We start from the raw sequence: 26,031 nt of genomic DNA, 5'->3' as shown, positions 1-26,031 counted from the left end.
TGAGGCAAACTGTCAGGGTGACTCAATCTCTCCAGCACCAGTCAGCCGATTCTGCCATCCATCAACTCATCGCCAACGAACTCGGCGTGAAGGCCTGGCAGGTCAAGGCCGCGGTGGAACTGCTCGACGCCGGATCCACCGTTCCCTTCATCGCCCGCTACCGTAAGGAAGTCACCGGGACGCTCGATGACACCCAGCTGCGCGATCTTGAGGAGCGCCTCCGGTACCTGCGGGAGCTGGAAGAGCGGCGCAAGACCGTCCTGGAGGCGATAGCAGCCCAAGGCAAGCTGACCCCGGAACTGGAAGCCGCCGTCGTGGGTGCTGACACCAAGGCGAGGCTGGAGGATATCTACCTTCCCTTCAAATCCAAGCGCCGCACCAAGGCCCAGATAGCCCGCGAAGCCGGGCTGGAACCGCTGGCCGACGTCCTGCTCGCCAACCCGCAGCTGGACCCCGAAACCGAGGCCGCCAAGTACCTCAACGCCGAGCACTCCATTGAGGACGCGGCAGCAGCGCTCGCCGGCGCCCGCGCCATTCTTGTGGAGCGCGTTGCCCAGGATCCTGACCTGGCCGAGGACCTGCGCGAGCGGCTCTGGAAGCAGGGGCGCATGGTCTCCCGCGTCAAGAAAGGCATGGAGGCCGAAGGCCAGAAGTTCAAGGATTACTTCGAGTTCACGCAAGTCCCGTCAGGCATGCCGTCGCACCGGGTGCTCGCCCTGTTGCGGGGTGAAAAGGATGGCGTACTTGAGCTGGACCTGGCCGAAGCAGACCCCGCCGACGACGACGCCCTGGCCGCCGCCCGTAGCCGCTACGAGAACGCTGTGGCCAAGTGCCTTGGGGTCGCCAACCACGGCCGTCCCGCCGATCTCTGGCTCACCCAGACTGCCCAGCTCGCCTGGCGCGGCCGCATTCTGGACCGTCTCACCACGGATCTTCGCGGACGGATGTTTGCAGACGCCGAGGATGAGGCTGTCCGCGTGTTCGCCGCAAACCTGCGCGACGTGTTGCTCGCTGCGCCTGCAGGCAATCGCTCCACGCTCGGCCTGGACCCGGGACTCCGCACGGGAGTCAAGGTGGCAGTGGTGGACGGCACGGGCAAGGTGGTTGCCACGGACACCATCTATCCCCACGCGCCGGCAAAGAAGTGGGACGAGGCTTTGGCCACGCTCGGCCGCCTGGCAAAGCAGTACAACGTGGAACTCGTGGCAATCGGCAACGGCACGGCGTCGCGGGAAACGGACAAGCTGGCCACCGAGCTCATCAAATCCCTTGAAGCCGCGGGTTCCAAGGGTGTCCAGAAACTCGTTGTTTCCGAGGCCGGTGCTTCCGTTTACTCGGCATCGGCCCTGGCAGCTTCCGAGCTCCCCGGCATGGACGTTTCACTCCGTGGTGCGGTCTCCATTGCGCGACGACTTCAGGATCCGCTGGCCGAACTGGTGAAGATCGAACCGAAATCCATCGGCGTGGGCCAGTACCAGCACGACGTCACCGCAGCGAAACTGGACCGCTCACTGGATGCCGTGGTGGAAGACTGCGTGAACGCCGTAGGCGTCGACGTGAATACAGCGTCGCCCGCGCTGCTTAGCCGAGTGGCCGGCGTCGGGCCTTTGCTGAGCGAAAACATTGTGGCGTACCGCAATGAGAATGGCCCGTTCGCCAAGCGGAGCGACCTCAAGAAGGTACCGCGACTGGGCGCGAAGGCGTTCGAACAGTGCGCCGGCTTCCTTCGGATCACCGGGGGAGCGGAGCCGTTGGATGCTTCCAGCGTGCACCCCGAGGCCTACTCCGTTGCGCGCAAGATCCTCGTCGCGGCCGGAGGCGAGCCCACCACTTCACTGGATCCGCAGGCATTCGTGGACGGCACGTTCGGACTGCCCACCGTCAAGGACATCATGTCCGAGCTCGAGAAGCCGGGCCGCGACCCCCGTCCCGCGTTCAAGGCGGCGTCATTCTCGGAGGGGATTGAAAAGATCTCCGACCTCAAGCCGGGCATGATCCTGGAAGGCACCGTCACAAATGTTGCCGCTTTCGGTGCTTTCGTGGATGTCGGGGTGCACCAGGACGGTCTGGTCCATGTGTCCGCGCTGTCCAACAAATTCGTCTCGGACCCCCGCGAGATCGTGAAATCCGGTCAGGTGGTGCGGGTCAAGGTGCTTGAGGCCGATCCCGAGCGCAAGCGCATCTCCCTGACCTTGAGGCTCGACGACGAACCCGGCACTGCGGGCGGCCGGCATTCCGGTGGACGTTCCTCGGGTGGAGGCAACCCCGGTGCGCGGGATGCTGGAGGCCAGCGCTCGAGTGGGCAGTCCAATCAGCGCGGCGGCGGCCAGCCCGGTCAGCGAGGTGGCGGGCAGCCAGGCCAACGTTCGGGTGGTCCGCGGGGTAGTGGGCAGCCGGGCCAGGGTGATCGTCGCCAGGGCAAACCCCAGCAGTCTGAAGCTCCAGCCAACACAGCCATGGCCGAAGCACTTCGTCGGGCTGGGCTCGGGAAGTAGCCGGCGACCAATGTCCGATGGACGGCACCCCCTAACGGACTATTCACCACCGCGTGCGCTGGTGAATAGTCCGTTAGTGGGTGACAAGTGGGCTAGGGGGTTGCTGAGGGCGTCGGCTCCCGCAGGTGGGCATCGCCGTCGTGCTCTTTTTCCTTCTGCCACGGCCAGCGGCCAGTGATCTCCAGCTCGAGGGAGAAACTCAGGAATGTCCGGATCAGCACGATGATCGCCAGGACGCCCACGCTCTCGAATGTGGGGGTTACTGCGACGGTGCGGATGATGTCGGCTGCCACGAGGAGTTCCAGGCCCAACAGGATGGACCGTCCCAGCAGTTGCCGGTAAGCGCGATAAGGCGAAAACGGGGCGAGGCCGCTGGCTCGTTTGGGCTGGTAGCCGCGGAGGGCAAGCGGAATCGAAACGAGCGCTCCAACAACCATGACGGCCACGCCGGCAAAGTCCATGTACCGGCCAACTACTTCGATGATGTGCTGGAAATCCATGGTCCTCCCCGGATGGTGCGCGCCGTGTGCCTCCACCGTCTCATACGGCGCCACGAAATCGACCCATAACAACGACGGCGGCACCTGGGTTCCGCGTAAAAACGAAACCCACGTGCCGCCGTCGCGCGTTGGTGTTACTGTGCCGGTGCGGGGACCGGGAAGAAGACCCGGGGATCCTGCAGCAGTGCCGGGTAATCGAAATCGGTGCGCTTGACCACGTCGGTGACTTCGAAGTTGCGGGCGAACTTGCCTTCAACCGTGATAGGCCTTCCATGGATCAAGCCGACAGCGAAGATCTGGCCGTCATCGAACGGGACGGCGATCTCGGTCTTGCCGGGAAGCGTATTGAAGGCCGCTTCCTGGGCTTGGCGTTTCCGCGTGGGCTTCTTCTCCAGCACCTTGGCGGGACGCTTCTTGGGGCCCTTGAGTTGGCGGCGGGACTTCTCTTCCGCGTACACGAATTGGTACTCATCGGATTCCGAAGCTGCGGCAGCCTTGGCCTTGCCATGCGGCGGCATGCTCACGGTGGTGAGCTGTTCAGGACGGAGTTCCTCCACGTTGGCGCGCAGGATCCAGAGACGGTCCTCTTCAGGGTCTTCGGGGTGGAACTCGTGCTTGGCCTCGGGCCAGATGTATTCCAGTTTCTCTTCGACGCCCGGGAAGAGCGGTCCGTAGAACTTGGGGTCTTTCCCAAGGAGCTTGGAACGGTGGCTGAGGTGCAGGTCCTCGTAGCCCAGCCATGGCGGCATGATGATCCTGGAGGCGTAGTCCGGGTGCGCGGCCTGGGGTGCGAACTCCGCGATGTTGTTGCGGGTGTTGTCCGGGTGGCCGCGCTGGATCCACTCGTCGGCCATCGCCAGGCCATACATGGTGAGCGCGGGGACGTGGCCCATCCACATACGGACGGCGGGGTGCTGCTGCCAACCGTACTCCGGGATGACCAGTGCGCGGAGGACCTGGAGGGCTTCGACGCGCTGTTTGCCGAGCCTTGAGGTGTCGAGCGCCGCGGCGCTCTCACGGAAATCGGCGAAAGGGAGGAAAGTCTGCATCCTTTCAGTTTGGGGGTCCCGCGGCGAAGAACCAAGTTGAGTGCTCCGGGACACGTGCACGGATGGGGCCTAGAGTTGTCGAGTGGAAACTTTTGGCGAGAAAACGACGACGACGGCGCCCCCGGTTGCCGAACTGCACCTGCACATCGAAGGGACTCTCCAGCCAGAGCTGATCTTTGCCCTGGCCGAACGCAACGGCATTGAACTGCCGTATGAAGACATCGAAGAACTGCGTGAGAGGTACGAATTTACGGATCTGCAGTCCTTCCTTGACCTGTACTACGAGAACATGGCCGTCCTGCAGACCGAGCAGGACTTCACTGACATGACCCGCGCCTACCTTCAGCGCGCCGCAGCCGGGGGAGTGCGCCACGCGGAAATCATGATGGATCCCCAGGCACACGTGTCCAGGGGTGTGCCGCTTGAGGTGTGCGTCAACGGTGTCGCGAATGCGCTGGCGACGTCGGAGGAAGACTTCGGCGTTTCGACACTCCTGATTGCAGCGTTCCTCAGGGACATGTCCCAGGCATCCGCACTTGAGGTGTTGGACCAGTTGCTCGCGATGCACGCCCCCATCGTCGGCATCGGGCTGGATTCAGCGGAGGTGGGCAATCCGCCGTCCAAGTTTGAGCGCTTGTACCAGCGTGCCGGTGACGCCGGTTTGCGCAGGATCGCCCACGCGGGCGAGGAAGGGCCGGCCGCTTACATCACCGAGGCGCTGGACTTGCTGCACGTGGAGCGGATCGATCACGGTATCCGCTGCATGGAAGACACGGAGGTGGTGCAGCGGCTCGTCGCGGAGCAGGTGCCCCTGACCGTTTGCCCGCTATCCAACGTTCGTTTGCGTGCGGTGGACAAGCTGGCTGATCACCCACTGCCGGAGATGCTTGCCATCGGTTTGAACGTTTGCGTGAACTCGGATGACCCTGCCTACTTTGGCGGCTATGTGGACGACAACTTCGAGCAGTTGGCCAAGGTCCTTGAGTTCTCGGTTCCGGAGCAGGCCACTTTGGCGGCAAACTCGATCCGATCCTCGTTCGCCAGCGACGCCCGGAAAGCCGTATTGCTGGATGAAGTGACCGAGTGGGTCAAGGCGTCTGCGCCTGCCCAATAAACCCTGAATTGGCGCCGGAGGCGAGACTCGTCGATCACTTCCGGCCCTTGGAATGTCATACTCGGTCACGACACACGGTGTTTACCAATATCAGTCGCGCGAATTAACAATTCATTGGCAAACTGCAAGGGATTATCCACCGTAGAAGGAGAAGCATGGGCGCGAACACCGCCGAGAACACCAACCTTCGTCTGAAGGCCGTACTGGACATCCTCGCTGAGGGCGTATGGTCTGGAGCCACGCTGAACGCAGGGGAAGTCCTGGCAGAGGCCATCGGACGCGTTCCTTTCAACGATCATGAGGCTGAACTTCTCAGTGGGGGCATTCCCCGCGGCCACAAAACCCTGACGTCGGCTTCGGCCAAGCTGGTCAAGGCCGGTTGGCTGGTCAAGGGACGTTCGGGCTGGACCATCCCGGAAGACGGCTTGCGGGCGACGGTCGCCTTCCCTGACGTTTCGGCTTTTGCAGAGGCCCTCGACGCCGGAACACCGGTACCAGCCGATGTTCCCGTGCCTACGGCCCCTCCCGCCAAGGCCAAGACGAAGCGCGCGGCAACGTCGAAGAAGGCCGCAGCTCCGAAGGCTGCCGCTAGCAAGGCTGCCACCACGAAGGCTGCCGCTACCAAGGCTGCGCCGGCCGCGAAGAAGGCTTCCACTCGTAAGGCTCCTTCGAAGGCAGCGGCGGCTCCCGCCGTCGAGACCCTGCCGCAGCCGGACGCCGTCGCGATCGCGGGTGACTTCAACAAAATCCTGGGCGCTCCGGAAGACTGGGCTCCCCAGTACGACGAAGTCCAGATGGAGTTCAACCCGCTGGTTCAGGTATGGACCCTGACCGCAGACCTGCCGGCCGGTTTCTATACCTATAAGATCGCGCTGAACCGTTCGTGGGACGAGAACTATGGTGCGTTCGGCGTCCGTGACGGCGCCAACCACGAGCTAAACCACGACGGCGGCCCTGTCACGTTCACGTACAGCCACGCAACGCACGACATCGTGACGGCCTAGTTCCAGGTTCCTCCAAGTCCCAACTCCAAATTTGCTCCACGTTGGAGTTGGGACTTGGAGCAACGGGTCGCCCTGACGCAGGGTGACGCGCGGGGTTACATTAGGTCCATGGCTGAGTCCCCAGAAACGCACGCCGGTCCTGCCAACGATGCTGTGAGGCTCACGGCTCGCGTGAGCGGCGTGGTTCAAGGCGTCGGATTCCGGTACTGGACCGCGCGAAAAGCGGACGAACTCCTCCTCACCGGTACGGTGCGCAACCGTTACGACGGCTCTGTGGAACTCGTGGCCGAGGGATCCACGGCGCATGTTGGCCGCTTCCTGGACTGGCTTAACTCACCACGCGCTCCAGGCAGGGTGGAGAACGCCGAATCAGACGTTTCCCCGGCGACGGGGGAGTTCGACGAGTTCCGCATAGTGGGCTAAACCTTCTAGTCAGGCCCCGGGAGAGGACGTTGTGAGCCCAGACTCCACTCCTGCCAGCAGCAGTTCCTGGTCGTAGGCGACCAGACTGTCGACTTGGAGCCTGATGGCTGTAGCAAGGTGGATTGCATCAGCGCTCCGAAGTCGTCTGGGCGAGGCCGCGGCATACATGAGGTCCGAGCGCGTCACGTCGACCAGATTAATACCTGCGAGGACGCTATTAACCACTTCGAACGGCAGGTCCCTACGACGGGCGGCGCAATGGAGTTCCGTATATAAGAGCATTGAGGCAACAAGCTGCCCTCCGGCAGCAGTTATGTCCGAAAGGTGAGCGGCTGCCATAGCTGACTCACGCTCTTCCACTACGAGTTTTAGTACGGCTGAAGTGTCAACATAAACGATCACCGATCCCCCCGCAGATCCGCCAAAATCCCCGCAGTATCCATCTCACTGGCACCACGCGGAAGAATCTTGAAGTCGACGGGACTCGTGGTGGCTGGCCGCACGCTGCCAGCTTGCAGCAAGCGTTCAAACGGCGAAGCCGACGGCGGAATCAGTGTTGCGGCAACTTCACCATTATTGGTGACATCGATGATTTCGCCGTTCTTTACCCGCTCCAGGATCTTGCTGCTCTGATTGCGTAGTTCACGGTGCGGAATTGTTGTCATGGTTGACCTCCGTAGCAATCGTAGCACCTCCCCACAGGAAGCCGCTGGACTGCACAGCTCAGGCGGTCTGCGCAGTATGTCCTGTCGCCTCGATGTAGTGCGCCAACGTCTTCAACGCAGGCTGTGACGAAGCATCCCGCACAGCGTCCGCACCTACGGCGTTGGCCACTGCCAGGGCATGGCTGTGCTCAAGTCCGGAGCGAAGGGCCAGGACCAGCGCGGCGCAGAAAGCATCGCCGGCTCCGATCGTGTTCGCGATGTCCGTGACCCTAACCGCAGGAGCTTCGGCTACCCGTTCGCCGTGCTCGAAGATCGCCGAGCCCTCGCCGCCATACGTCACCGCAACAAGGGGTGCCGTGCGAAGGGCGGGGATCAGGGCGTACTCGGTTTCATTGACGATCACCAGGTCGCAGCGTTCCAGGAGTTCCGGGAGGATGGGCGCGGCGGGTGCCGCGTTGAGGGCAAAGTAGCCATTGGTTCGCCGGGCGGCTTCAAGCACTACGCTCTGGTCCACTTCAAGTTGGCACAGCACGGCTTCCTCGTCGGCGAACGAGACTCCATGCACGGACACTTCCCCATTCGCGCCGGGGCACACAACGATCTGGTTCTCGCCATCGCCGTCCACCAGGACCAGCGCCGTGCCCGTGGCAGCATCCACCTGCGCGATGTCCTGGACGTCGACGCCGGCACTCGCCATTGCTTCGAGGAGGCTGCGGCCTGCTTCGTCCCGGCCTACTGCCCCCACCATGCGGGAGGCGCCGGCGAGCCGGGCTGCAGCCACGGCCTGGTTGGCGCCCTTGCCGCCGGGCTGCTGGCGGAGGACGGCCCCGCCGACGGTTTCGCCCGGCGTCGGGAGGCGGTCTGTGGTAGCCGTGATGTCGAGGTTGATGCTGCCTACAACGGTGAGTGCGGTGCTCGCAGGAGTCAAAATGGGCGCAGAAGACTGAGGGGAGGAGCTCATGGATGGACCTTTTCGGGAGGATTCAGGAGGACTGGATGACGGAGAGGTGACCGGCCTTGGCGGCCACGAGGCATTTGGCCAGGTAGAACGGAGACCCGTTGCGGCGGACGTACTGAGTTAGGACCAGGACCGGCTCGGACGGGCGAAGGTCCAGCAACTTGGCGCGGCTGGGACCGGCGGTGCTCAGGCTGATTTCGCATTCGCCAGGTCCAAGTGACGCCCCCGGAAGCCCGCTAAGGACCTCCAAAAGGGTGGAAGCCGAAAGGGTGGGAGCTTCCGCCGCTTCTGAGAGGGCCTCGGCCTCGGGGATTCCCTGGGCGACGTTTTCCTGCAGGTGTGCCACGGGCTCGCCATTGCGGATCAGCACGCTTTCCCAAAACCAGCAGTCTTCGCCGGGCTGAACGCCGATTCCGGGCGCCACGAATTCCGAGGCAGGCTGTTTGATCGCCGCAACGCGCTTGACCTGGATGTCCTGGTCCGTCCCGCCAAGGAGTTGATCGAACGGGCGGATGTGTTCGATGCCGATCCGTGGCAGCGAATCGGCCACGAATCGTCCGACTCCACGCCGTGCCCTGGTGAGTCCGTCTTCCTCCAGCAGCATCAGCGCTTCCCGGATCACGGTGCGGCTGACGTCCATCATGGCCCCCAGCTCGGTCTCAGTGGGGAGCAACGAGCCGGGAGGGAGGAGTCTGGTCCTGATTGCCTCGGCTATGCGTGAGTATGCCGCAACGCGCAAAGGCTGGCCGGGTTGCGGCGCAATGGGTCGGGACAGGAACTGGACGGCATTGTCGGTCAAGGGTGCCTCACTTGGTTTGGTTACGGACACTGTACCGGAAAAATGTGATAGGTTGCACAAGCTCGTAATACATGCTTGTATAACAACTCACATCTCGTGGCGCCGCCAGCGCCCTCGGACAAGGGAGTTTGATGTGAATATCCCCAACACCGCGGTAGAGGCGCAGCCTTCCGAAACCGCAGCAGCGACGACGGACACCCGCCCCGGCGGTCGTGCTGCAGCCCTGCTGATCACCACGCTGGTTCTCGCCGTACTGTCGTTCCAGCTCAACGCCAGCATGATCACCCCGGCACTCCCGCACATCGGTTCCTTCTTTGGCGAGACGCCCGAGGCAGTGGCGCAGGTGCAGTCCATGTTCTTCCTTGCGGGCGCCATCTCCGGACCCGTGATTGGACGCTGGAGCGATTTCATCGGCCGACGCACCGCACTGCTCTTGGTCCTGGCCATCATGGGCGCTGGAACTGTGCTGTGCATCTTCGCCCCGAACCTGCCGCTGTTGGTCACCGGTCGCTTCATGCAGGGTGTTTCCAGTGCCATCTTCGCGCTCTCCTACATCGTGCTCAACGAATACTTGCCTGCCCGACTCTTCGGCACGTCCATCGGCATCATCGCTGCCATCAACGGCGGTGTGGGCGGTGTTGATGGCTACTTCGGTGGACTGATGGCTGAAACGCTTGGCTTCCAGTCGATCTTCGTTGCCGTGCTCGCCCTGGCCGCGATCGCCGTCGTCTGCGTCATCAAAGTAGTCCCGGGCGGGAAGTCCGCTGTGGCTCCGGGCCGGATGGACTGGTGGGGTGCAGGCTCGCTGTCTGTGTTCCTCGTGTTCATCACGTACTTCGTTTCTACAGGTTCTTCGGCCGGTTGGACCTCGCCTGCCGCGCTTGGACTGCTCGCAGGTAGCATCGCGTCCTTCACCGCGTTCTGGCTCATCGAGAAGAAGCGCTCCACGCCGCTGGTCGCAGTGCACCACCTCCGTTCGCGCCAGGTATGGCCGGTCATCGCCACCACTGTGCTGACGCTCGCTGGCATCTTCGCGATCATCAACTTCACAGTGGTGCTTCTCAGCCAGGACAAGGACAACGGCTTCGGTTTGTCGGCCTCGGTCGCAGCATTGCTGTTCCTGACTCCGGCAGCCCTGATTGGCGTGTTCGCGGCCCCGCTCGCCGGCTGGATTGCCGACCGCCGCGGCTGGATCAAGACGGTCCGCGTCGGTACAGCCACCAGCCTGGCCTGCGCCATCGCGGCAGCCCTTTTCGCCGACAACCAAGTAGCCGTCCTCATCGCCATTGCAGCCTTGGGCATCTTCTACAACGGATTCTTCCTCACTGCGATCAACGGACTATCCGTCCTGCTCTCGCCCAAGGAGGCACCGGCGGCACTGCCGGGAATCAACGGCGCCTCCTTCGGCATCGGGGCGAGCCTCGGCGTCGTGGTTGTTGCCCCGTTCGCTGGGCAAGGGACCGCAGCCGGGTACTCGGCGGCGCTCTGGATCTCGGTATCCATCACCGTCCTCGCCTTCCTTGTCAGCCTGTTCATCACGGCACCCAAGGGCGAAAAGATCTAACGCCCGACGGCGGCACGCGACACCGCGCGTTCGCCACGTTCCTCTTCAGACGCTCCTCTTCACAACTGCCCGCATCATCCTGAAACGAGAGACCATGATCCAGACCACCGCAGCTCCCTTCTACCTCGACTGCGATACGGGAATCGACGACGCCCTCGCCCTCGCCTACCTGCTCGCAACCCCGCGGGCGGAACTCGTTGGCATCGGCACCGTGAGCGGCAATATCAGCGCCGCCGGTGGTGCCCGTAACACCCTGGACCTACTGAAACTGGCCGGGCATCCGGACATCCCCGTGGCGATCGGTGCGCATGATCCGCAGGTCGGCAGCTTCCACGGCGGTGCACCGCACGTCCATGGCGACAACGGAATCGGCGGGGTGGAGCTGGTTCCGTCGGATCGTGAGCCCGTTGAGGCGACTGCTGCTGAGCTGCTGGTGCAGCTGGCACACAAGCATGCCGGGGAGCTGCGTATCGTGGCGATCGGTCCGCTGACCAACATCGCCGAAGCACTCCGGCTGGAGCCGAAGCTGCCGGAGCTCATTGCTGAAATTACCATCATGGGCGGCGCCGCCTTGGCCCCGGGAAACATCACTCCCGTTGCTGAAGCCAACATCGCCAACGACCCCGAGGCTGCGGCCGAAGTACTCGCCGCCGAGTGGAACGTGACCCTGGTTCCGCTGGACGTCACCATGACCAACGTCCTGGAGGAAACCCACCGGCAGGAGCTGCTGGAATCCGAGCACTCCGTTTCGAAGGCACTTGGCGAAATGCTTGGCTACTACTTCGGCTTCTACGTGGACATCTTCGGGCGGGCTTGCTCAGCGATGCACGATCCCCTGGCTGCTGCCATTGCCGTCAGGGGAGTGGAGTTGACGGTGGCGCCTACCGTTCGCGTGGAGGTGGACACAACAAACGGTCCCAGCCGGGGACAGACCGTGTGCGACCTCCGTGGACGGTACCTCGGGTTCCCCGACCAGCGTGGTGGGCGTTGCCGCGTAGTGCTGGAAATTGGCGAAGACTTCGCTCCGCACCTGCTGGGCACCATGCAGGCAGCCTGGCTCTCCGAAGAGGAGCTCACCGCTCCCGTCGCCTAACTGACGGGAGGCAATACGTAGCGACGACGACGGCGGGAAGGTCCCGCCGTCGTCGGGGTTTAAGCAGTTCCCATGGTTTAACGTGCCTAGGCGTACATGAGTGAGCCGGGCGTTGTCAGCGTTTCGCCTGTTTCGAGCCACGTCTTGAGCCCGGAGAGGATCATGGGCCAGCCGCCGTAGAGCTGCTCGTTGGCGCCTTCGCGGAGTTGATCGTGCGTAACGGTGAGGTGGCAGGAATCGCCTACGGGTTCGATTTCCCAGGTGATCCGCGACGTTCCTTCAGCTTTGACGTCCTCGCCCCACAACGCTTGCATCGTCTGGACCAGCCGCCGCGGGGGATCGACCTCGATGTTCTCGCCTTCGCCCAGGGGCTCCTCCGCTTTGACGTTCCGCATTTCAAACCGGCCGCCGGGAGTCCAGTCCGCCGTGAACGTGTTCCCGAACTGGTACTTGCTGCGGATTTCGCTGTTGGTGATGGCTTCCCAGAGCCGTTCCGGAGTGGTCTTGATGTAAATCTCGAAGATCTTTTCCATGGGACTTTCCAATCTGGATTTGAGGTCGCTGAGTGCAGCGGCCCATGGTTCTGCGTATTTGCTCACCCAGCGGTCATGGATGAGCCTGATGGGGACGGGGTTCAGGAAATGCAGCTTTTCACGTCCTCGGCGGCGCGTGACCACCAGTCCGGCATCCTCCAACAGTTTGAGGTGCTTGGCGATGCCGAAGCGGGTCATCTCGAACTGGGCTCCGAGTGCGGAGGCGGATTGCCCGTCCTCCCGGAAGAGTTCGTCGAGCAGTTCCCGCCGGGTGGGGTCTGCCAGTGCCTTGAACACGGCGTCCATGGGTTTAGAATAGGTGACCATTTAGTCACGTGTCAACGGTTTTGGACTTGCCGTCTTGTTTCCGCGGACAGAGTCCTGGACCGTGCTTGGATAGTCGCATGCCTGCTACTCCGAGCGTTGCCGTCTGCGGCCCGGCCTCGTGGAACCAGCTCATCCTCCTGGATCACCTCCCCGAGCCCGTCCCGCACATGCAGTTCGCGCGACGCGCCTGGGAGACAGTCGGCGGAACGTCGGCGGGGAAAGCGGTGCACCTTGCGGACCTGGGCATCGGCGTGCAGTTGTGCTCCCCACTTGGAGCGGACGACGACGGCGGGCGGATCCTCCGCGCGCTCACCAAGGCCGGCGTCACCGTAGAGGAGATTGCCTCCGACCGAACGGAGCGCCACGTCAACCTCATGACCGACGACGGCAGCCGCGTATCGCTCTACGTCTCGGTGCCTTCCGCCCCGGCCGAGGAGGATCTCGCGACAGCGGCCGCGGCGGTGGCTGCAGCTGATCTTGCCGTTATTGACCTCAGCGAATTTGGGGTGCTGCTGCTGGAGCGCGAAGAGGTTCACCAGACGCCTTTATGGGTGGACCTTCATGATTACGACGGAACCTCGGCGTTCCATGAGCCGTTCCTGAGCGCGGCCGGGGTGGTGTTCATGAATGACGACAGGACAGATGATCCCTGGGCGCTGATGCATTCCTGCCTTGCGCGCGGGCCCCGGTTGGCCGTGTGCACTCTCGGTGCGGAAGGTGCTGTCGCCTTGGAAGCTGACGGTACTCAACATGAGATTCCAGCCGTTCCCGCGAACGTGGTGGATACGAACGGCGCCGGCGATGCGTTCATGGCCGGCTTCCTCGCTGCGACCCTGCGCGGCGCACCGGTTTTTGATGCCCTCGAGGCGGGGGCGGTTCAAGCCCGCGTCGCGATTGAGAGTGAGCATCTGCATCCGGTGCTGGGGTAGTGAACTTAACGACCGTCACTATGGTTCGGTCTTGCTATCCCCGTGAACCGCGCGGATCCCACCCGGCTCCTTCACGAGCACGTCGGCCCCCTCTTTGGCCGTCATGACTGCCTCCAGCAAGTGGATGCTAAACAACCTCAAGGACGCTTCCTCAACAGAGACGTCCGGCCACAAAGCATCCCTATCCGACTCGGGCAGTTGAATGCGATCCCACAGCTCATCCGGCTGAATCGGCATCCTGAAAGGCCTGGAGCTTCCACGGTCATCGGTAAAGACAATCTCGAATTGCCGGTCGACTTCGTTGAAATTGGCCGTCAGCTCGCGGTCGTTCATTTTCGATAGCAGGGCAATTAGGCGCTCAGCTGGGGTAGTCATCAAGCTCGTCCTCGAAGGCTCATGGGCAGGATATGCCGCAATATTTCGCTCGTTTCAGGGCCCGAGGCGAAGGGTTTGGTACGGCCCGGGCGTCGTGTTTGATGACGTCGTCAGCGAAGGTCGGCGGGAAGACGCTCATCCGAAAACCACCGTGCCGTCGTCGTCGATTCTCCAGCCCGGGTTGTGCGCGATTTCCCAGATGATGCCGTTCGGATCCTTGACGTGGCCGTGGAAAATGCCCCCGAAAGCGCTGGACTGGGCAGGCTTCAGCAGGGTTGCGCCGGCAGATACCAGTTGCTCGATGGTGCTGGAAACTTCGGCTGCGGAATCGACGTTGTGCGAGAGCGTTACGCCGCTGACACCGTCGTGTTGGGCGCTGCCGGCCAGGTCCTGGTCGAACTTTTCCGCATCGAATAACCCGAGCACCAACCCCGGTCCAACCTGGAAGAAGATAATCTCCCTAGGCACGTCCATGAGCGGATCCCAACCGAGCCCGTCCTTGTAGAACGAACGGGCACGGTCGAGATCCGCGGTGGCAAACGTGATGAAGTGCAGTCGCTGGTCCATACGGCCATGCTAGCGACAGGGTACGACGGCGGGACTTAGCTCAGGTGCTGACGGGCGCCGTTGAGGTGGGAAGCCGGCGCTGCGAAGAGAGCAGAGACATGGTCGCCTAGCTCGTTGACGTGGGTGTAGCCCGGAAACTTGCGGTGCGGAGCAGCTGCCTTCATGGCATCGTCAAGGAGCGCCTTGACCACGAACACCACTGCGGCCGACGTCTGTTCTTTGGGTTCAGTCTTGTGGCCGGACTGGGCTGCCTCGAAGCCGTCTGCGACACCGAGAACCCATGCTTCGGAGGCGGCCTTAATTGCGGCATAGCTGGCGCCCGACGCTGTGGGCTTTGCCGCAGCGACAGCCGAAACAATGGCCAGGCGTCCACGCGGCGATGCTTCCAAATCGGAGTAGAACGCGCGCGAGGTGTTGCGGAGGGTCGTCATGATGCTGGTGTGCAGGACGTCCCAGTCCGCGTCCTTTTGGCCAACGATTCCTTCGCCGCCACGCCATCCGCCCACAAGGTGGATAAGACCATCCACGGATCCGAACTCACTCCTGACGGAACCTGCCAGGGCCTCTACCGATTCGGGGTCCGAAAGGTTGCAGGTGTACGGCACCACACCTTCGTGGGAGGCCGCGAGTACTTCAAGGCGGGCAGCGTCAAGATCCACGGCGGCCACACGGGCTCCAGCAGCAACCAGCGAGCCGACCACGGCTTGACCCGCGGCACTGGTGGATCCCGCAACGACGACGTTGAGGGGCTGAGTGGATGGGGTGCCGGATGCCACGTCGTTGTGGTCATTCGTGATTGGCAATGTGTGTCCTTCCAAAGGAAAAAGTGGTCAGAAGGAGCCTACCTAGTGATGAAGCTGACTTATCAATAAACGGCCTGAGCATAAGAATCTCTCATGCTCGCGTAGCTTTGACTCTGTCTGAGCGCACGGACGAGGTTGGCTCGGAAGTGGGAGGATGAATCTGTGGAACCCCTCTTCGACTTCCTGGGCAGTTACTGGTGGCTCATTTTCCCTATCGGCGGGATGGCCGGCGGGTGGGCAAGGTCATGGTCCAAAGCCAGCGAAGAGCGCCATCGCCGCAAGGTGGAGTTGTACAAGCTGAAGAACCAGCTTGCGGTGCACGAGCAAGCCAACCAGGCCGAGGTTGTCTCGTTGATGGCAACTCACGATGCCGTGAACCATAAATGGTTGGACTACGAGCTGGACGTTGGGAAGCTCATCGACTACCCGCTGATGACTGACGTCCGCGAACCTCTGACTGTCGCATTCCTCCGAGCCAAAAAGGAAGCGGACGGACTGCGGCCAGCCGCGGCAAAGGACATAACGACGCCGGCTCGGCTGGCTGAGTATCGGGCCGCCGTCCACAGCTTCGAACTCGCTTTCGATGTGGCCGAACGCGAAGCCAGGCGCATCAAGGACAGCAACTTCACTGGCCCGGAACGTCAAAGACTGGCAACGGCGCGGAAGCTGCTGCGTATTGCAGAAGACTCCGCAGCTACCCCGGCAGAACGTCAAACGGCGTACAAGCGTGCGCGCAAGGAACTCGATGGCCTGATCGTCCTTCCGGAGGCGACCGTTGCTGCCCTCGAAGGCAGAATCGCTGGAATGCTCGGCGCGCGGCAAGACCCTGACACGGACGCACGGATCGCTTGACGGGGACAGCGTCTTCGCTTTCTGACCTTCTTTGAATCCCGGGCGGCCGTCTTGCATGGGCAGCCCGTGGTGCAGATGGCTGAGACGGCTATGCGGGCGCTGCTTCGGCATCTTGAAGGCGACGAGGAGTTGCCGCAGCGGATCGAGCTCGGAACGGAGCTTGTGGTGCGGGGTTCCACCGCGGCCCCACGTCCGGGCAAGTAGCCCTAACGTCTGTTTTCGGTTTCAAAGCCCTGCCTCGGGAGAGCGGCCTGGGGGCACGACTATGTCCCAGATATTGAACAACAGACCGCTCATCAGTAAATGTTCATTATCATCAACATTTCTTGAAAGGGCCGATATGGTGAATATATGCAACATTCTGAGGAGACGCCCTTCTTTCGAGCTATTGATGCCAAGTCCTTTGGAGCGGCTATCCGTGGTGCCCGTCAAGAACGCGGATTGACCCAGGGTGAGCTGGCCACGGCCATCAAGGCCAGTCGGCACACAATTGTGCGCCTGGAGCAGGGCGAGAATGTCTCCTTGGAGACGGCCATGGCCGCCGTGCGAACGCTAATGCGGGACGTTGCTTTAATTCCACGCTTCGCAAGACTGGACGTGAAGAGGTGAATGCAGGGAAGCGTCTGGCGGTTTGGCTCCATGGGCGACACATCGCCTGGCTGACGGGCACATCGATGCGGCCCAAACTGGAGTATCTTCCTGAGGTTGTCGCCGAGTACGGCGCGGGGGCGGCACTACTCTCCCTGTCCCTACCACTCCGGCGGGAAGCGATGGTGGGGCCTGAGGTCTACAACTTCTTCGACGGACTGCTGCCCGAAGGTCAGGTCCGGGCGCATCTTGCGTCCATGGCAAAGTCTTCCACCACTGACATTAAGGCGCTCTTGGCGAAGGTGGGTGCCGACTGCGCTGGAGCGGTCCAAGTACTGCCGGAAGGGGTGGATCCCTCGGGCGTTGGCGGGCTGCTCGAAATGTCGGACGCGGAAGTCGTAGCCGCCGTTGAGTCCCTTCCCACCTGGGACCTACCGGACGACTTTGCCATCTCAACATCGCTGGGAGGTGTTCAGTCCAAGGTTCTGCTAACTCGGCAAGGTGACAAGTGGTGTTGGCCAGCCAATGGAGCGGGCTCAACCCACATCATAAAGCCGGACCCCCTGGATTCCCCCATTCCACATCTCCTTGCCGCAGAGCACTGGGCGCTGGAGCTGGCCAGTACTGCTGGATTGGCATCAGCAAAAACATGGATCCAGCATTTCGGAAGTCGGGATGCATTGATTGTTGAGCGGTATGACCGTACGGCCGAAAGCGTCCGAATTCACCAGGAGGACTTTACCCAGTTGTTAGGCCTCTCCTCGGCGGCGAAGTATGACCAATCGACCACCGCGCCTTCGCGCTTGACCAAGGTTGTCGAAGTGGCGGCATTTCACTCAAGAAGTCCTGAGGTTTTCATGACTGATTTGCTGAAAGTGGTTACCTTCAACGTCCTCATTGGCAACGGCGAAGCGCACTCAAAGAACTATTCCATCCTCATTGGCGAATCAGGTGAAGTTACTCTAGCGCCCGTGTACGACGCGGCGCCCACCTTGTTGCTGTACGCGCGTAGCTCGAACGCCGGTCACTCCATCGCGGGGCAGGCGCGGCTCAACTACATCACGCTTGATCACCTGCGGCGGGAAGCTGCAGCCTGGGGTCTGGATATGGACGTTGCGCGTGGAGTCATCGAGGAAACCGTGAAGGCTCTCGCGCAGGCCGGGGTTCCTGCACCGCAAGCAATCCAACACTTGCCTGACCTTATAGCCAGACGTGCCGACGACCTTTTGGCGGGCAAGTCGGCCAGGCGGGAGTAGCAAGTCGGCCAGGCGGGAGTAGGTGCCCACACGGCGATTGGTCGTTGACGTCCCGGGCGTGGTGCTTTCGTCTCAGCCCCGGCCCATGCTCGTCGATGGGTCCTGGTCACCCTCGGACGGGTCTGCCCGGAGTTCGTCCGGGGTTCCATCAGGCAGGCCTGCGGGTCCGGGGACGTCGCCGGATGCGGCGGGTACGTCGCGGTCGCCTTCCCGGTCCTGGTTCATGTCGCTGTCTGTTACTCCGGCAGTGCGGGCTGAGGGTTCCTCGTGGGCCTCGCCGTCGCCGGCCACAGCGAACGAGCGGCCCGACGTTCCCTGCGCCTGCTCTTCAGGCGTGTCCGAGTCCATCGCGTTGGATCCTTCGCTGATGGAGGAGTGGACATGGATGTCGTCGTCCTTCTCGTTTGGCTCCGGAACCTGCCCTTTGTCAACGGGATCGGACGTGCCGGCCAGGTCTTCCATCGCGTTTTCGGCGGCTTTACGGATGCTGTCTTCAACGCCCATCAGAGGTTCTCCTTTTCACGATTGGGTCCGGTGGCCGGACTCGAATAATAAAGTAAGCCTACTTACTTTCTGTTCGATGTGACACCCCGCCCGGATTGACAAAGTGGGCCCCGGTTTGATTCATGTATGTGCAGGTCAGCGCATGTCGTGCCGCACTTTGTACCGTTGAACGTTGGGCGATATGGTGTCTTCAGACCGTTTTGCAGAGGGCGGCAATATTCGCTCCTTTGCTGTCTGCTGGGGACGCTTTTCAGTCAGTAGGAACGTGCCACATGGTCAACCCCCGCCCCGAGCAGGAAGCTCTCCAGAACGGATATTTTCTGGATCTGGTCCTGGGCAGTGAAGACGTCGAGGCTTTTCTCGGCGATCTCGCTTCTTTCTCGGCAGAGAGCCTCTCTCACCGCAAGTCTCCTGTTTATTGCGGCATTACAGTCCTTCGTCGCAAGAAGTCGGCCACGGCCGCAAGCAGTGATGACCGTGCCCGCGTCATGGACGAACTCCAAAACACCTTCGAAGGCCCTTGTCTTACGGCCATGGACAAGCTGACCTCAGTTTTGGTCCCGGATCTTCTTCGCGAACACCGTTGGCCGGAGTATGTTCAGGCCGCCTCCCATCAGGGGCTTCGGTCCATCTTGAGCGTGCCGCTGCTGGTCGAGGGGGATACCCGCGCTGCCCTGAACCTCTATTCAGAGCGGACCAATGCATTCAGTGACGATGATGTGGAACGCGCCGAAGTATTCGCTTCGCACGCTTCGAAGTCTCTGCGGCTCGCCTTGAAGATCGCGCAACTCAGCGATGCGCGGAATGATCTCGCCGCTGCGATGCAGTCTCGCACGGTGATCGACCTCGCGGTGGGTGCGATCATGGCGCAGAACCACTGCAGCCAGGAAGAGGCCTTCACCATCCTGCGGACTGCCTCCAGCAATCGGAACATCAAGCTGCGGCATTTGGCCCAGTCGATCATCGCCGCCGTGTCCTCGGGGAAGATTACGACGCACTTCGAGGAGTAGGGGGACGATGAGTTTGGGGGTGGTGTTTCACCCCACCCGCGTCCACGGATTGGCTGTATTGACTGCCTTGCACGGGACGCAGTCTCCGGAAACGTGTTTCAACACAAGCATCTTGCCTTCGACGGCCCACTCATATACCTCTTGGGCCGGCTGACCCTTCGCAATTGTCATTCGATTGCCATCAGTGGACCACGTGTCTTCAACATGCGCATTCGCGGGTGCCGGGCAGTCTGGCAGAGGCTTCTGATCAATCGCGAATTTGCCATCTTCCTTGAATTCCCAGCTGAACGTCCCAGTGTTGTCACACAGGAATTCCTGCTTGAAATCGGGCACGACCCGTAGGGCATCCTCCTTCGTGACTGTGGAAGCCCATGTTCCGACCAATGCATGTTTTTGATCCGGTGTGGCTGCTGGTGCACAGGATGCAAGCAGGATGGTGACCAGAATCGCAACGGCGATTCCGGCTGTGGAGATCGCAGTTTCCTTGGCGGCGCGTGTCTTGTGGTTCATGATTGCTCCGCTCCTCCGCGTCGCCAATTTGTCTCGAGCCCAGTCAGACGCAGATTTTCCTGGAAAGAACGCTACTCCCGACGGTTCCATGGCACCAGAGCCTGCATTGACGTGAGTGCAGCCGCCATACTGGTTGCCCTCAGACGGTCTTCTCTGTCCGCCCCGCGAACGTGTTTCGTAACCCGAAGCAACTATGGAGCAGACTTGGGTGGGTGACGACGAATAGACCCCGGCCCGGCCTCGCCATTGCTGCGTTGAGCCTTGGGACGGCGCTGAACCCGCTGAACTCGTCGATGATCGCGGTCGCGCTGGTAGTGCTGCGGCAGGATTTCGCGCTCGACGTCGCCACCGTTACCTGGGTGATCACGTCGTTCTACCTCGCGTCCGCGGCCGGCCAGCCGCTCATGGGCAGGCTCGCTGACCGCTTCGGCCCCCGACGCTTGTTCACTTTCGGCATGGCTCTGGTCGCCGTCACCTGCGCCATCGCGCCGTTCCTTCCCAGCTTCGCTTTGGTGTGTGTGGCCCGCGCGCTGATGGCGGTGGGGACCGCGACGGCGTATCCCTCGGCCGTCGTGATGGTCACCGAACTGAGCAAGCTGGCTAACTTACCGTCCACCCGGCCGCTGGGCAGGATCCAGATGGCAAACACATCAGCTGCTGCCGTGGGTCCGGTGGTCGGCGGATTGCTGGTGAGCTTGGTCGGTTGGCAGGCGCTGTTCGCGATCAACGTGCCAATCGCGCTGCTTGCGCTGATTGTGGTGCACAAGGCTGCGCCGGCCGACTCTGGACGGGAAACGGGCAGGCTGTTGGCTCTGATCCGCGACTCCGACATCCCCGGCATCCTCGCATTCGTCACGTCACTCATGCTCGCGATGATGGCGTTACTGAACGTGATGCCGGCCTACCGTTGGTGGCTCTTGGCCGCTGCGACTGTGATCGGTGCGCTTTTCGCCTGGCGCGAGCTGCGCTTCCGCCCGCCGTTCCTTGACCTCCGCCTGCTGGGCAGGAACCGGCCACTGTTGCTGGTGTACTTGCTGTTCGTGGTGTTCAGCGGCGTCTACTACTTTGCCTTCTTCGGACTGCCGCAATTGCTGCAGGAGGCAGGTCATTACGACGCCGGTGTAGTAGGCCTGCTCATGCTGCCCCTTGCGGCATTGTCGGTTGTGGTGACGCCACTGACGGTGCGGCTGATGGAGCGGTTCGGCGTCCGTTCCGTCCTGATCGCCGGTGTGCTGATTCTGACTGTTGCTGCAGCCGGTCTTGGCGCGCTCACGTTGTCGCTGTGGGCGCCTTTGGTGTTCGTGCTGACCGCAATGATGGGCATCCCCTATGGGTTGGTGAGCACGGCCTCGAACCAAGGGCTCTACGTTTCTGCCCGCCCGGAAGAACGGGGGGTAGCTGCCGGAATCTTCCAGACCTGCCGCTACCTTGGCGCGATCACTGCAACCGTGCTGATCGGCGTTCTATATGGCTCGGGCGTGAATCAAGCGAACTGGGGACTCATGGTCCTGGTGATGCTGGGCCTGAACGTGCTGGTGTTGGTGCTCGCCGTGATGTGGCGGAAGCCCACCGCGGACACGCGATAAAACAACTGACCCAAAGAATCGGGCCTTCCGCGACACGTTCCGGCATTCACTCGTACTCAGCACTGCAATAGTTACGCCCCGGATTGCAGGAGAAGTAGATGCTTGGACTCGAAAATACCCCGGAAATTCCCAGTGGCTCGCCAGCGCCCGAATTGTGGCTGCTGCTGGTCACAGTTGCCATTCTTGTGACCCTGGTGGCTCTCGCCGCAGTGGTCGTTTCCCGTTTGGCGTTGCCACTCTCTGCCTTGTTGCAACGAGGACGTCGTGGGAGGGGGCCGCGGCATCGCAGCTCCCGCAAGCGGGAGCTGCCCCGGGGGAGGCACTAGCCACATGCCTTGCTTAATACGTTAGTGACCACTAACGTATTACTTGTGTTGGATGCCCTGGAGATAGCTGCCGAGCCCAATCGGCGTCGGCTGCTTCATCTCCTGGCAGGCAGCGAGAAGGCGGTCAGTGATTTGGCGGCTCATTTCGAGGTCAGCCGGTCCGCGGTTTCACAGCACCTGTTGTTGTTGGAGAAAGCGGGCCTGGTGATGGCCCGCAAGGAAGGGAGAAACCGGTACTACAGGCTCGATCCCCAGGGGATGGGCCGGCTCCGTGATCTTGTTTCCCAGTTCTGGACCAACGAACTGGACCTGCTGGCTTCCGATGCCGCCGCTCTTGCCCAACGGCGGGGCGACCAGCATCAACAACACCCAGACCACTAATAACTTCCAAAGGCGAGGACGCACATGAGTTTCGACAAAACCATCCACCTGCCGGTCACAGCCGACGAGGCCTTCGCCCTCATCACCCAGCCCGAGCGACTGCGGCGCTGGCAAACGGTCGCAGCCCGGGTGGACCTCAGGATCGGTGGGGATTTCCGCTGGACCGTTACCCCCGGCCACCATGCCGCCGGAACGTTCCAGGAAATCGAACCGGGCAAGCGCGTCGTCTTCACGTGGGGCTGGGAAGGCGGGGGCGATCTGCCTCCGGGTGCCTCGACCATCAGCATCACCTTGGAGCCGGATGCCGACGGAACGTCCCTGCGGTTGCTGCATGAAGGGCTCACCGAGGAGCAGGAGACATCCCATGCGATGGGCTGGAACCACTATCTGGATCGTCTGCTGGCTGAGGCTTCATCGAAGGACGGCGCTGGCCGCGACGACTGGGCATGGGCACCTGATCCCATCAACCAGCTGAGCTCAGCTGATGCGTCCCTGGCGATCCTTCTTAGCGTGCTTCGCAACGTCACTCCCGGGGACACAGCGAAAGCCACGCCCTGCGAGGAGTTCAACGTCAGCGAGTTGCTGGACCACTTGGCCGCATCGCTGAAGGGCATCGGCCGTGCGCTCGGTGCAGCATCCGTGGACCGCGCGGACGCGTCGCCCGAGGTGCGGATCGCTGAATTGGCCCAGCCCGCGCTGGAAGCCTTCAGCAAGCGCGGTCTTGAGGGAACCGTAGACATGAAGTTCGCCGAATTGCCGGCAACCACGGTCGCCGGGATCCTGAACCTCGAACTGCTCGTCCACGCCTGGGACTTCGCCAAGGCGACGGGACAGCAAGTGGAGGTGTCCGACGTCGTCAGCGATTACGTGACGGAACTTGCCCGGCAGACCATCTCCGAGCAGGTCCGCTCCGGCGGCAGCTTCGCGCCAGAGCAGCCGACGGCGGAGACAGCCAGCAGCCTGGAACGGCTCGTAGCCTTCACCGGCCGCACAGTCACCCTGTAAACCTCCTTAACCCCAAAACAAACAGCAGGAAAGAAGGACCATCATGTCCAAGTATGTTTTCATCTACCACGCACCGATGACCCCCGCAGAGGCAGCCCCGCCGTCACCGGATGACATGGCAGCCGTCATGGGGGAGTGGAATGCGTGGGGTGCCAAGGTGGGCGATCGCCTGGTGGACTTCGGCACGCCGCTGGCCAACGGAGTCCGCGTGGCCTCCGACGGCAGCACGTCGCCCAGCAAGCGTGAAGTGGCCGGCTACAGCATCCTCGAAGCCGACAACCTCGACGCCGCAGTCGAGCTCGCCAAAGTCCACCCGCACCTGAACATGCCCGGTGGCTGTGAGATCGAAGTCCACGAGGCGCAGGAAATCCCTGGAATGTAGCTCGCGTTCCTCAGCGATTGGCGCGTTCCTCAATGATTGGTCAGGGCCGACCCGGCAGTGGTGAGAATGATCAGCTGCTGGGTGGCCCTGGTCATCGCGACGTAGCGGTCTACGGCTCCTTCGATGCCTGTGCCGAAATCCTCTGGATCGATCAGGACCACGAGGTCGAACTCCAGTCCCTTCACTAGTTCCGGCGCCAGCCAACGCAGGCGCGCCGACGCTGGGAGCGAGCCGCGTCCGACGTCGTTCTTGCTGATGACGCAAGCGATTCCTTCGGCGTGCGCATCAAGCCATGTGGTGAGGATCGAGTCCAGCTCTGCAGCGGATCCGTGGATGACAGGGAGGTCGCTGCTTCGGATGGATGTGGGGACGTTGGCGTCGGGTAGGGCGGCCTTGATGACAGGTTCGGCCTCGGCCATGACTTCCTCGGGCGTGCGGTAGTTGATGCTGAGATGCGTCAGGTTCACGTTGGTCAACCCGACGCGCTCCAGGCGTTCCTGCCAGGACTCAGTGAATCCGTGCCTGGCCTGCGCGCGGTCACCGACAATGGTGAAGCTCCGGGACGGGCAGCGTTGCAGGAGCATCTGCCACTGGGCGTCGGTCAGTTCCTGGGCCTCGTCCACCACCACATGGGCGAACGGGCCGGCGAGCTGGTCCGGGTCCACGATCAATACTGACTCGTCCATGAGCTTCTCCTGCATGTCCTCGCCGCGCAGCATGGACATGACCAGCATTTCGGAATCGTCAGCGGCTACGAGGTCTTCCACAACGCGATCCATGAGTTCACGTTCGGCGGCGGCCTCGGCCTTCTGTCGACGCCTTCGTTTGGATGCTTCAGGATCGCCCAGCCGTTGCCGGGCTGCGTCCAAGAGGGGCAAGTCCGACACAGTCCAGGCGTTCGGATCGGCCCGCTGAAGCCTTCCCGCGTCCTCAGTACTGAGCCAAGGGGCGCACAGACGCAGGTACGCCGGCACCCGCCAAAGATCGGCCACGAGATCCGTGTAATGAAGCAGCGGCCACGCCCGGCTGAACGCTTCCACCAGATCCGGATTCCGGGCGAAGGACCGCCGAAGCAAGTCCTCCGGAACCTCGTCCGTATCGAACTTGTCCACCAAAATGGTGAGCAGTTCCTCCCAGACTTCCTCGCGCGCCTCATTGTGGGGAGTGCCTGGTGCTGGCACGTCGAAGGCCTCGGCCCAGTCGTCTGCGCTGAGCCAGACGTCGGCCCAGGGCGTCTCGACTTCCAGGCCCTCCTTCGGCGGTGACTCGTAGAACCTCACGGCCGGCTCGATCGCCTTCACCAGGTCCGCCGAGGATTTCAGACGGGCAACTTCGTCGTCGGCTTCAAGGGCAGCATCGGCTCCCTCAGGCACGAGGTCGCGCAGGGTGCAGGTCTGCACGCCCTCCTCACCAAGGCTGGGAAGGACATCGGCAACGTACGCCAGGAAGGGCCGGTGGGGGCCGACGAACAGGACGCCGCCCCTGCGGTGACCGAGCCGGGGGTCCGAGTAGAGGAGATAGGCCGCGCGGTGCAAAGCGACCACAGTCTTACCTGTACCGGGACCGCCGTCGACCACCAAAGCACCCCGGGAAGATGCGCGGATGATGGCGTCCTGGTCCGCCTGGATAGTGCCGAGCACGTCCCGCATCCGTGCCGAGCGGCTGCTGCCCAGGCTGGCGATGAAGGCTGAAAGGTCCTCAAGCGCAGCGGTGCCGCCGGGCAATTCCGCCGAGGCCGGGTCTTCCGTGAACGCCTCGTCCCAGTAGTCAGTAACCCGGCCACGGGTCCAGCGATAACGACGGCGGGCCGCCAGACCCATCGGGTTGGCGTGGGTGGCTCCAAAGAAAGGCTCGGCGGCGGGCGAACGCCAATCGATCAGCAGCCTGCGGCCGTCACTGTCCGTGAGGCCGAGTCGTCCAATGTAAAGGGGCTCCGCGTTGTCCTTGCTGACGATCCGGCCAAGGCAAAGGTCCAGGCCGAAACGACGCAGTGCACGCAGCCGACCGGTCAGCCGACGGGTTTCAACGTCCTTCTCCACGGCCTCCTGGCCGAAGCGGCTTGGGGCTTTGCGTATGGCATCGAGCTGATCGGATAGCTCGGAGATGGTCTGCTCAAGGCTTTCAGCGATGGCTGCGAAATGCTGCTCATCGGCAGCGATCAGGGCTGGATCTGCTTTGGGTGCGAGGTGCTCGGGAAGGTTGAACGCGCTGGTTGTGAGGGGCACGTTGTCAGCTCCTTTCTGGGCTGATGACGCCGGAACCGCGCGTCTGAAACAGCGCGTACTCCCGGCGTCGGCTCTCAATTTTGCAGCAACCCCTGGGCCTTGCGGCAAGCCCCCCAGTGCCGTATAGATTGAAAGTGAGGAGACACAACGTGTCTCCTTTTTTCGTGCCTTTTGCTGGGCTGTTTAGGGGTCTCGGCCTTCTCTTGAC

General features: G+C 62.4%; 29 protein-coding genes. 16 read left to right on the top strand and 13 right to left on the bottom strand.

Translation table 11 applies throughout. The features are described from left to right. Positions 1-17 precede the first annotated feature (17 nt). On the top strand, positions 18-2,495 hold the full coding sequence (locus tag AC6I97_RS18880; RefSeq protein WP_497945987.1) for a Tex family protein: 2,478 nt from the start codon (positions 18-20) through the stop codon (positions 2,493-2,495). Positions 2,496-2,587: 92 nt separating this feature from the next. On the opposite strand, the gene AC6I97_RS18875 is transcribed toward AC6I97_RS18880, so the two are convergent. Together AC6I97_RS18875 and AC6I97_RS18870 are read right to left on the bottom strand one after the other, a co-directional pair. Further along, a complete protein-coding gene (locus AC6I97_RS18875) occupies positions 2,588-2,995 on the bottom strand; it encodes a DUF1622 domain-containing protein (RefSeq protein ID WP_224093875.1) in 408 nt (135 codons plus the stop codon). A gap of 134 nt (positions 2,996-3,129) precedes the next feature. Then, positions 3,130-4,044 (bottom strand): MSMEG_6728 family protein, encoded by a 915-nt coding sequence (locus AC6I97_RS18870; protein ID WP_497945986.1) that lies wholly within the window; start codon positions 4,042-4,044, stop codon positions 3,130-3,132. Between the two features lie 82 nt (positions 4,045-4,126). Here AC6I97_RS18870 and AC6I97_RS18865 point away from each other — a divergent pair, with 82 nt between their 5' ends. The 3 genes from AC6I97_RS18865 (at position 4,127) to AC6I97_RS18855 (ending at position 6,585) form a co-directional block, all read left to right on the top strand. Next, positions 4,127-5,158, top strand: a complete 1,032-nt coding sequence (locus tag AC6I97_RS18865) for an adenosine deaminase (RefSeq protein WP_497945985.1) — start codon at positions 4,127-4,129, stop codon at positions 5,156-5,158. A gap of 155 nt (positions 5,159-5,313) precedes the next feature. Further along, positions 5,314-6,162, top strand: coding sequence for a pullulanase X25 domain-containing protein (locus tag AC6I97_RS18860; RefSeq protein WP_224166667.1), 849 nt, complete (start codon positions 5,314-5,316; stop codon positions 6,160-6,162). A 108-nt stretch (positions 6,163-6,270) separates the two neighbouring features. Next, on the top strand, positions 6,271-6,585 hold the full coding sequence (locus AC6I97_RS18855; RefSeq protein ID WP_497945984.1) for an acylphosphatase: 315 nt from the start codon (positions 6,271-6,273) through the stop codon (positions 6,583-6,585). Between the two features lie 9 nt (positions 6,586-6,594). Here AC6I97_RS18855 and AC6I97_RS18850 read toward each other — a convergent pair whose 3' ends face one another. The 4 genes from AC6I97_RS18850 to AC6I97_RS18835 are packed head-to-tail and all read right to left on the bottom strand — an operon-like array spanning position 6,595 to position 9,007. Continuing rightward, complete coding sequence (locus AC6I97_RS18850; RefSeq protein ID WP_224166669.1) at positions 6,595-6,987, bottom strand: type II toxin-antitoxin system VapC family toxin; 393 nt, start codon at positions 6,985-6,987, stop codon at positions 6,595-6,597. Then, entirely contained in the window at positions 6,984-7,250 is a 267-nt protein-coding gene (locus AC6I97_RS18845) for a type II toxin-antitoxin system Phd/YefM family antitoxin (RefSeq protein ID WP_224166670.1), read from the bottom strand. Before AC6I97_RS18845 ends, AC6I97_RS18850 begins: the two co-directional genes overlap by 4 nt. A 58-nt stretch (positions 7,251-7,308) precedes the next feature. Then, on the bottom strand, positions 7,309-8,211 hold the full coding sequence (locus tag AC6I97_RS18840) for a ribokinase (RefSeq protein ID WP_497945979.1): 903 nt from the start codon (positions 8,209-8,211) through the stop codon (positions 7,309-7,311). 22 nt (positions 8,212-8,233) lie between these two features. Then, positions 8,234-9,007, bottom strand: coding sequence for a GntR family transcriptional regulator (locus AC6I97_RS18835; protein WP_497945975.1), 774 nt, complete (start codon positions 9,005-9,007; stop codon positions 8,234-8,236). Between the two features lie 133 nt (positions 9,008-9,140). Here AC6I97_RS18835 and AC6I97_RS18830 point away from each other — a divergent pair, with 133 nt between their 5' ends. Both AC6I97_RS18830 and AC6I97_RS18825 read left to right on the top strand, forming a co-directional pair. Beyond that, entirely contained in the window at positions 9,141-10,571 is a 1,431-nt protein-coding gene (locus AC6I97_RS18830) for an MFS transporter (protein ID WP_497945973.1), read from the top strand. Between the two features lie 94 nt (positions 10,572-10,665). After that, the gene (locus tag AC6I97_RS18825) at positions 10,666-11,664 is read left to right on the top strand and encodes a nucleoside hydrolase (RefSeq protein ID WP_497945971.1); all 999 of its coding nucleotides are present in this window, start codon (positions 10,666-10,668) and stop codon (positions 11,662-11,664) included. 86 nt (positions 11,665-11,750) lie between these two features. Here AC6I97_RS18825 and AC6I97_RS18820 read toward each other — a convergent pair whose 3' ends face one another. Continuing rightward, complete coding sequence (locus AC6I97_RS18820; protein WP_497945969.1) at positions 11,751-12,503, bottom strand: ArsR/SmtB family transcription factor; 753 nt, start codon at positions 12,501-12,503, stop codon at positions 11,751-11,753. A 98-nt stretch (positions 12,504-12,601) separates the two neighbouring features. On the opposite strand from AC6I97_RS18820, the gene AC6I97_RS18815 reads away from it, so the two are divergent. After that, complete coding sequence (locus AC6I97_RS18815; RefSeq protein ID WP_497945968.1) at positions 12,602-13,453, top strand: carbohydrate kinase family protein; 852 nt, start codon at positions 12,602-12,604, stop codon at positions 13,451-13,453. Positions 13,454-13,471: 18 nt separating this feature from the next. Here the strand turns inward: AC6I97_RS18815 and AC6I97_RS18810 are convergent, their stop codons facing one another. The 3 genes from AC6I97_RS18810 to AC6I97_RS18800 form a co-directional block, all read right to left on the bottom strand. After that, positions 13,472-13,828, bottom strand: a complete 357-nt coding sequence (locus AC6I97_RS18810) for a hypothetical protein (protein WP_497945967.1) — start codon at positions 13,826-13,828, stop codon at positions 13,472-13,474. A 135-nt stretch (positions 13,829-13,963) separates the two neighbouring features. After that, positions 13,964-14,395: a VOC family protein gene (locus AC6I97_RS18805; RefSeq protein ID WP_497945966.1), complete on the bottom strand. Its 432-nt coding sequence runs from the start codon at positions 14,393-14,395 to the stop codon at positions 13,964-13,966. Between the two features lie 35 nt (positions 14,396-14,430). Further along, positions 14,431-15,192 carry an SDR family oxidoreductase gene (locus AC6I97_RS18800; protein WP_497947198.1) on the bottom strand — a complete coding sequence of 254 codons (762 nt, stop codon included), beginning with the start codon at positions 15,190-15,192 and terminating at the stop codon, positions 14,431-14,433. A 168-nt stretch (positions 15,193-15,360) separates the two neighbouring features. On the opposite strand from AC6I97_RS18800, the gene AC6I97_RS18795 reads away from it, so the two are divergent. The 4 genes from AC6I97_RS18795 (at position 15,361) to AC6I97_RS18780 (ending at position 17,894) form a co-directional block, all read left to right on the top strand. Continuing rightward, positions 15,361-16,050, top strand: coding sequence for a hypothetical protein (locus tag AC6I97_RS18795; RefSeq protein WP_224091340.1), 690 nt, complete (start codon positions 15,361-15,363; stop codon positions 16,048-16,050). A 75-nt stretch (positions 16,051-16,125) separates the two neighbouring features. Next, complete coding sequence (locus tag AC6I97_RS18790; RefSeq protein ID WP_263433774.1) at positions 16,126-16,254, top strand: hypothetical protein; 129 nt, start codon at positions 16,126-16,128, stop codon at positions 16,252-16,254. 147 nt (positions 16,255-16,401) lie between these two features. Then, positions 16,402-16,659 carry a helix-turn-helix transcriptional regulator gene (locus AC6I97_RS18785; protein ID WP_224091342.1) on the top strand — a complete coding sequence of 86 codons (258 nt, stop codon included), beginning with the start codon at positions 16,402-16,404 and terminating at the stop codon, positions 16,657-16,659. After that, positions 16,656-17,894, top strand: a complete 1,239-nt coding sequence (locus AC6I97_RS18780; protein ID WP_224091344.1) for a type II toxin-antitoxin system HipA family toxin — start codon at positions 16,656-16,658, stop codon at positions 17,892-17,894. Before AC6I97_RS18785 ends, AC6I97_RS18780 begins: the two co-directional genes overlap by 4 nt. 72 nt (positions 17,895-17,966) lie before the next feature. On the opposite strand, the gene AC6I97_RS18775 is transcribed toward AC6I97_RS18780, so the two are convergent. Further along, positions 17,967-18,398, bottom strand: coding sequence for a hypothetical protein (locus AC6I97_RS18775; protein ID WP_224091345.1), 432 nt, complete (start codon positions 18,396-18,398; stop codon positions 17,967-17,969). 272 nt (positions 18,399-18,670) lie between these two features. Here AC6I97_RS18775 and AC6I97_RS18770 point away from each other — a divergent pair, with 272 nt between their 5' ends. Further along, positions 18,671-19,408, top strand: coding sequence for a GAF and ANTAR domain-containing protein (locus tag AC6I97_RS18770; RefSeq protein WP_224166683.1), 738 nt, complete (start codon positions 18,671-18,673; stop codon positions 19,406-19,408). Positions 19,409-19,435: 27 nt separating this feature from the next. Here the strand turns inward: AC6I97_RS18770 and AC6I97_RS18765 are convergent, their stop codons facing one another. After that, a complete protein-coding gene (locus AC6I97_RS18765) occupies positions 19,436-19,918 on the bottom strand; it encodes a hypothetical protein (RefSeq protein ID WP_497945965.1) in 483 nt (160 codons plus the stop codon). A gap of 212 nt (positions 19,919-20,130) precedes the next feature. Here AC6I97_RS18765 and AC6I97_RS18760 point away from each other — a divergent pair, with 212 nt between their 5' ends. From AC6I97_RS18760 to AC6I97_RS18745, 4 genes are all read left to right on the top strand, one after another. Further along, positions 20,131-21,504: an MFS transporter gene (locus tag AC6I97_RS18760; protein ID WP_497945962.1), complete on the top strand. Its 1,374-nt coding sequence runs from the start codon at positions 20,131-20,133 to the stop codon at positions 21,502-21,504. A 350-nt stretch (positions 21,505-21,854) separates the two neighbouring features. After that, the gene (locus AC6I97_RS18755) at positions 21,855-22,211 is read left to right on the top strand and encodes an ArsR/SmtB family transcription factor (RefSeq protein ID WP_497945960.1); all 357 of its coding nucleotides are present in this window, start codon (positions 21,855-21,857) and stop codon (positions 22,209-22,211) included. A 24-nt stretch (positions 22,212-22,235) separates the two neighbouring features. Next, positions 22,236-23,216: a TIGR03086 family metal-binding protein gene (locus tag AC6I97_RS18750; RefSeq protein ID WP_497945959.1), complete on the top strand. Its 981-nt coding sequence runs from the start codon at positions 22,236-22,238 to the stop codon at positions 23,214-23,216. A 43-nt stretch (positions 23,217-23,259) separates the two neighbouring features. After that, complete coding sequence (locus tag AC6I97_RS18745; RefSeq protein WP_224166687.1) at positions 23,260-23,598, top strand: YciI family protein; 339 nt, start codon at positions 23,260-23,262, stop codon at positions 23,596-23,598. 29 nt (positions 23,599-23,627) lie between these two features. On the opposite strand, the gene helR is transcribed toward AC6I97_RS18745, so the two are convergent. Further along, positions 23,628-25,823 (bottom strand): RNA polymerase recycling motor ATPase HelR, encoded by a 2,196-nt coding sequence (gene helR / locus AC6I97_RS18740; RefSeq protein ID WP_497945958.1) that lies wholly within the window; start codon positions 25,821-25,823, stop codon positions 23,628-23,630. Between the last annotated feature and the right edge of the window lie 208 nt (positions 25,824-26,031).

This window comes from Arthrobacter sp. TmtSoilC48 (assembly GCF_059739425.1).
Note: the sequence above shows the minus strand (reverse complement) of the source record. Positions and strands in the feature narration are given on the sequence as shown.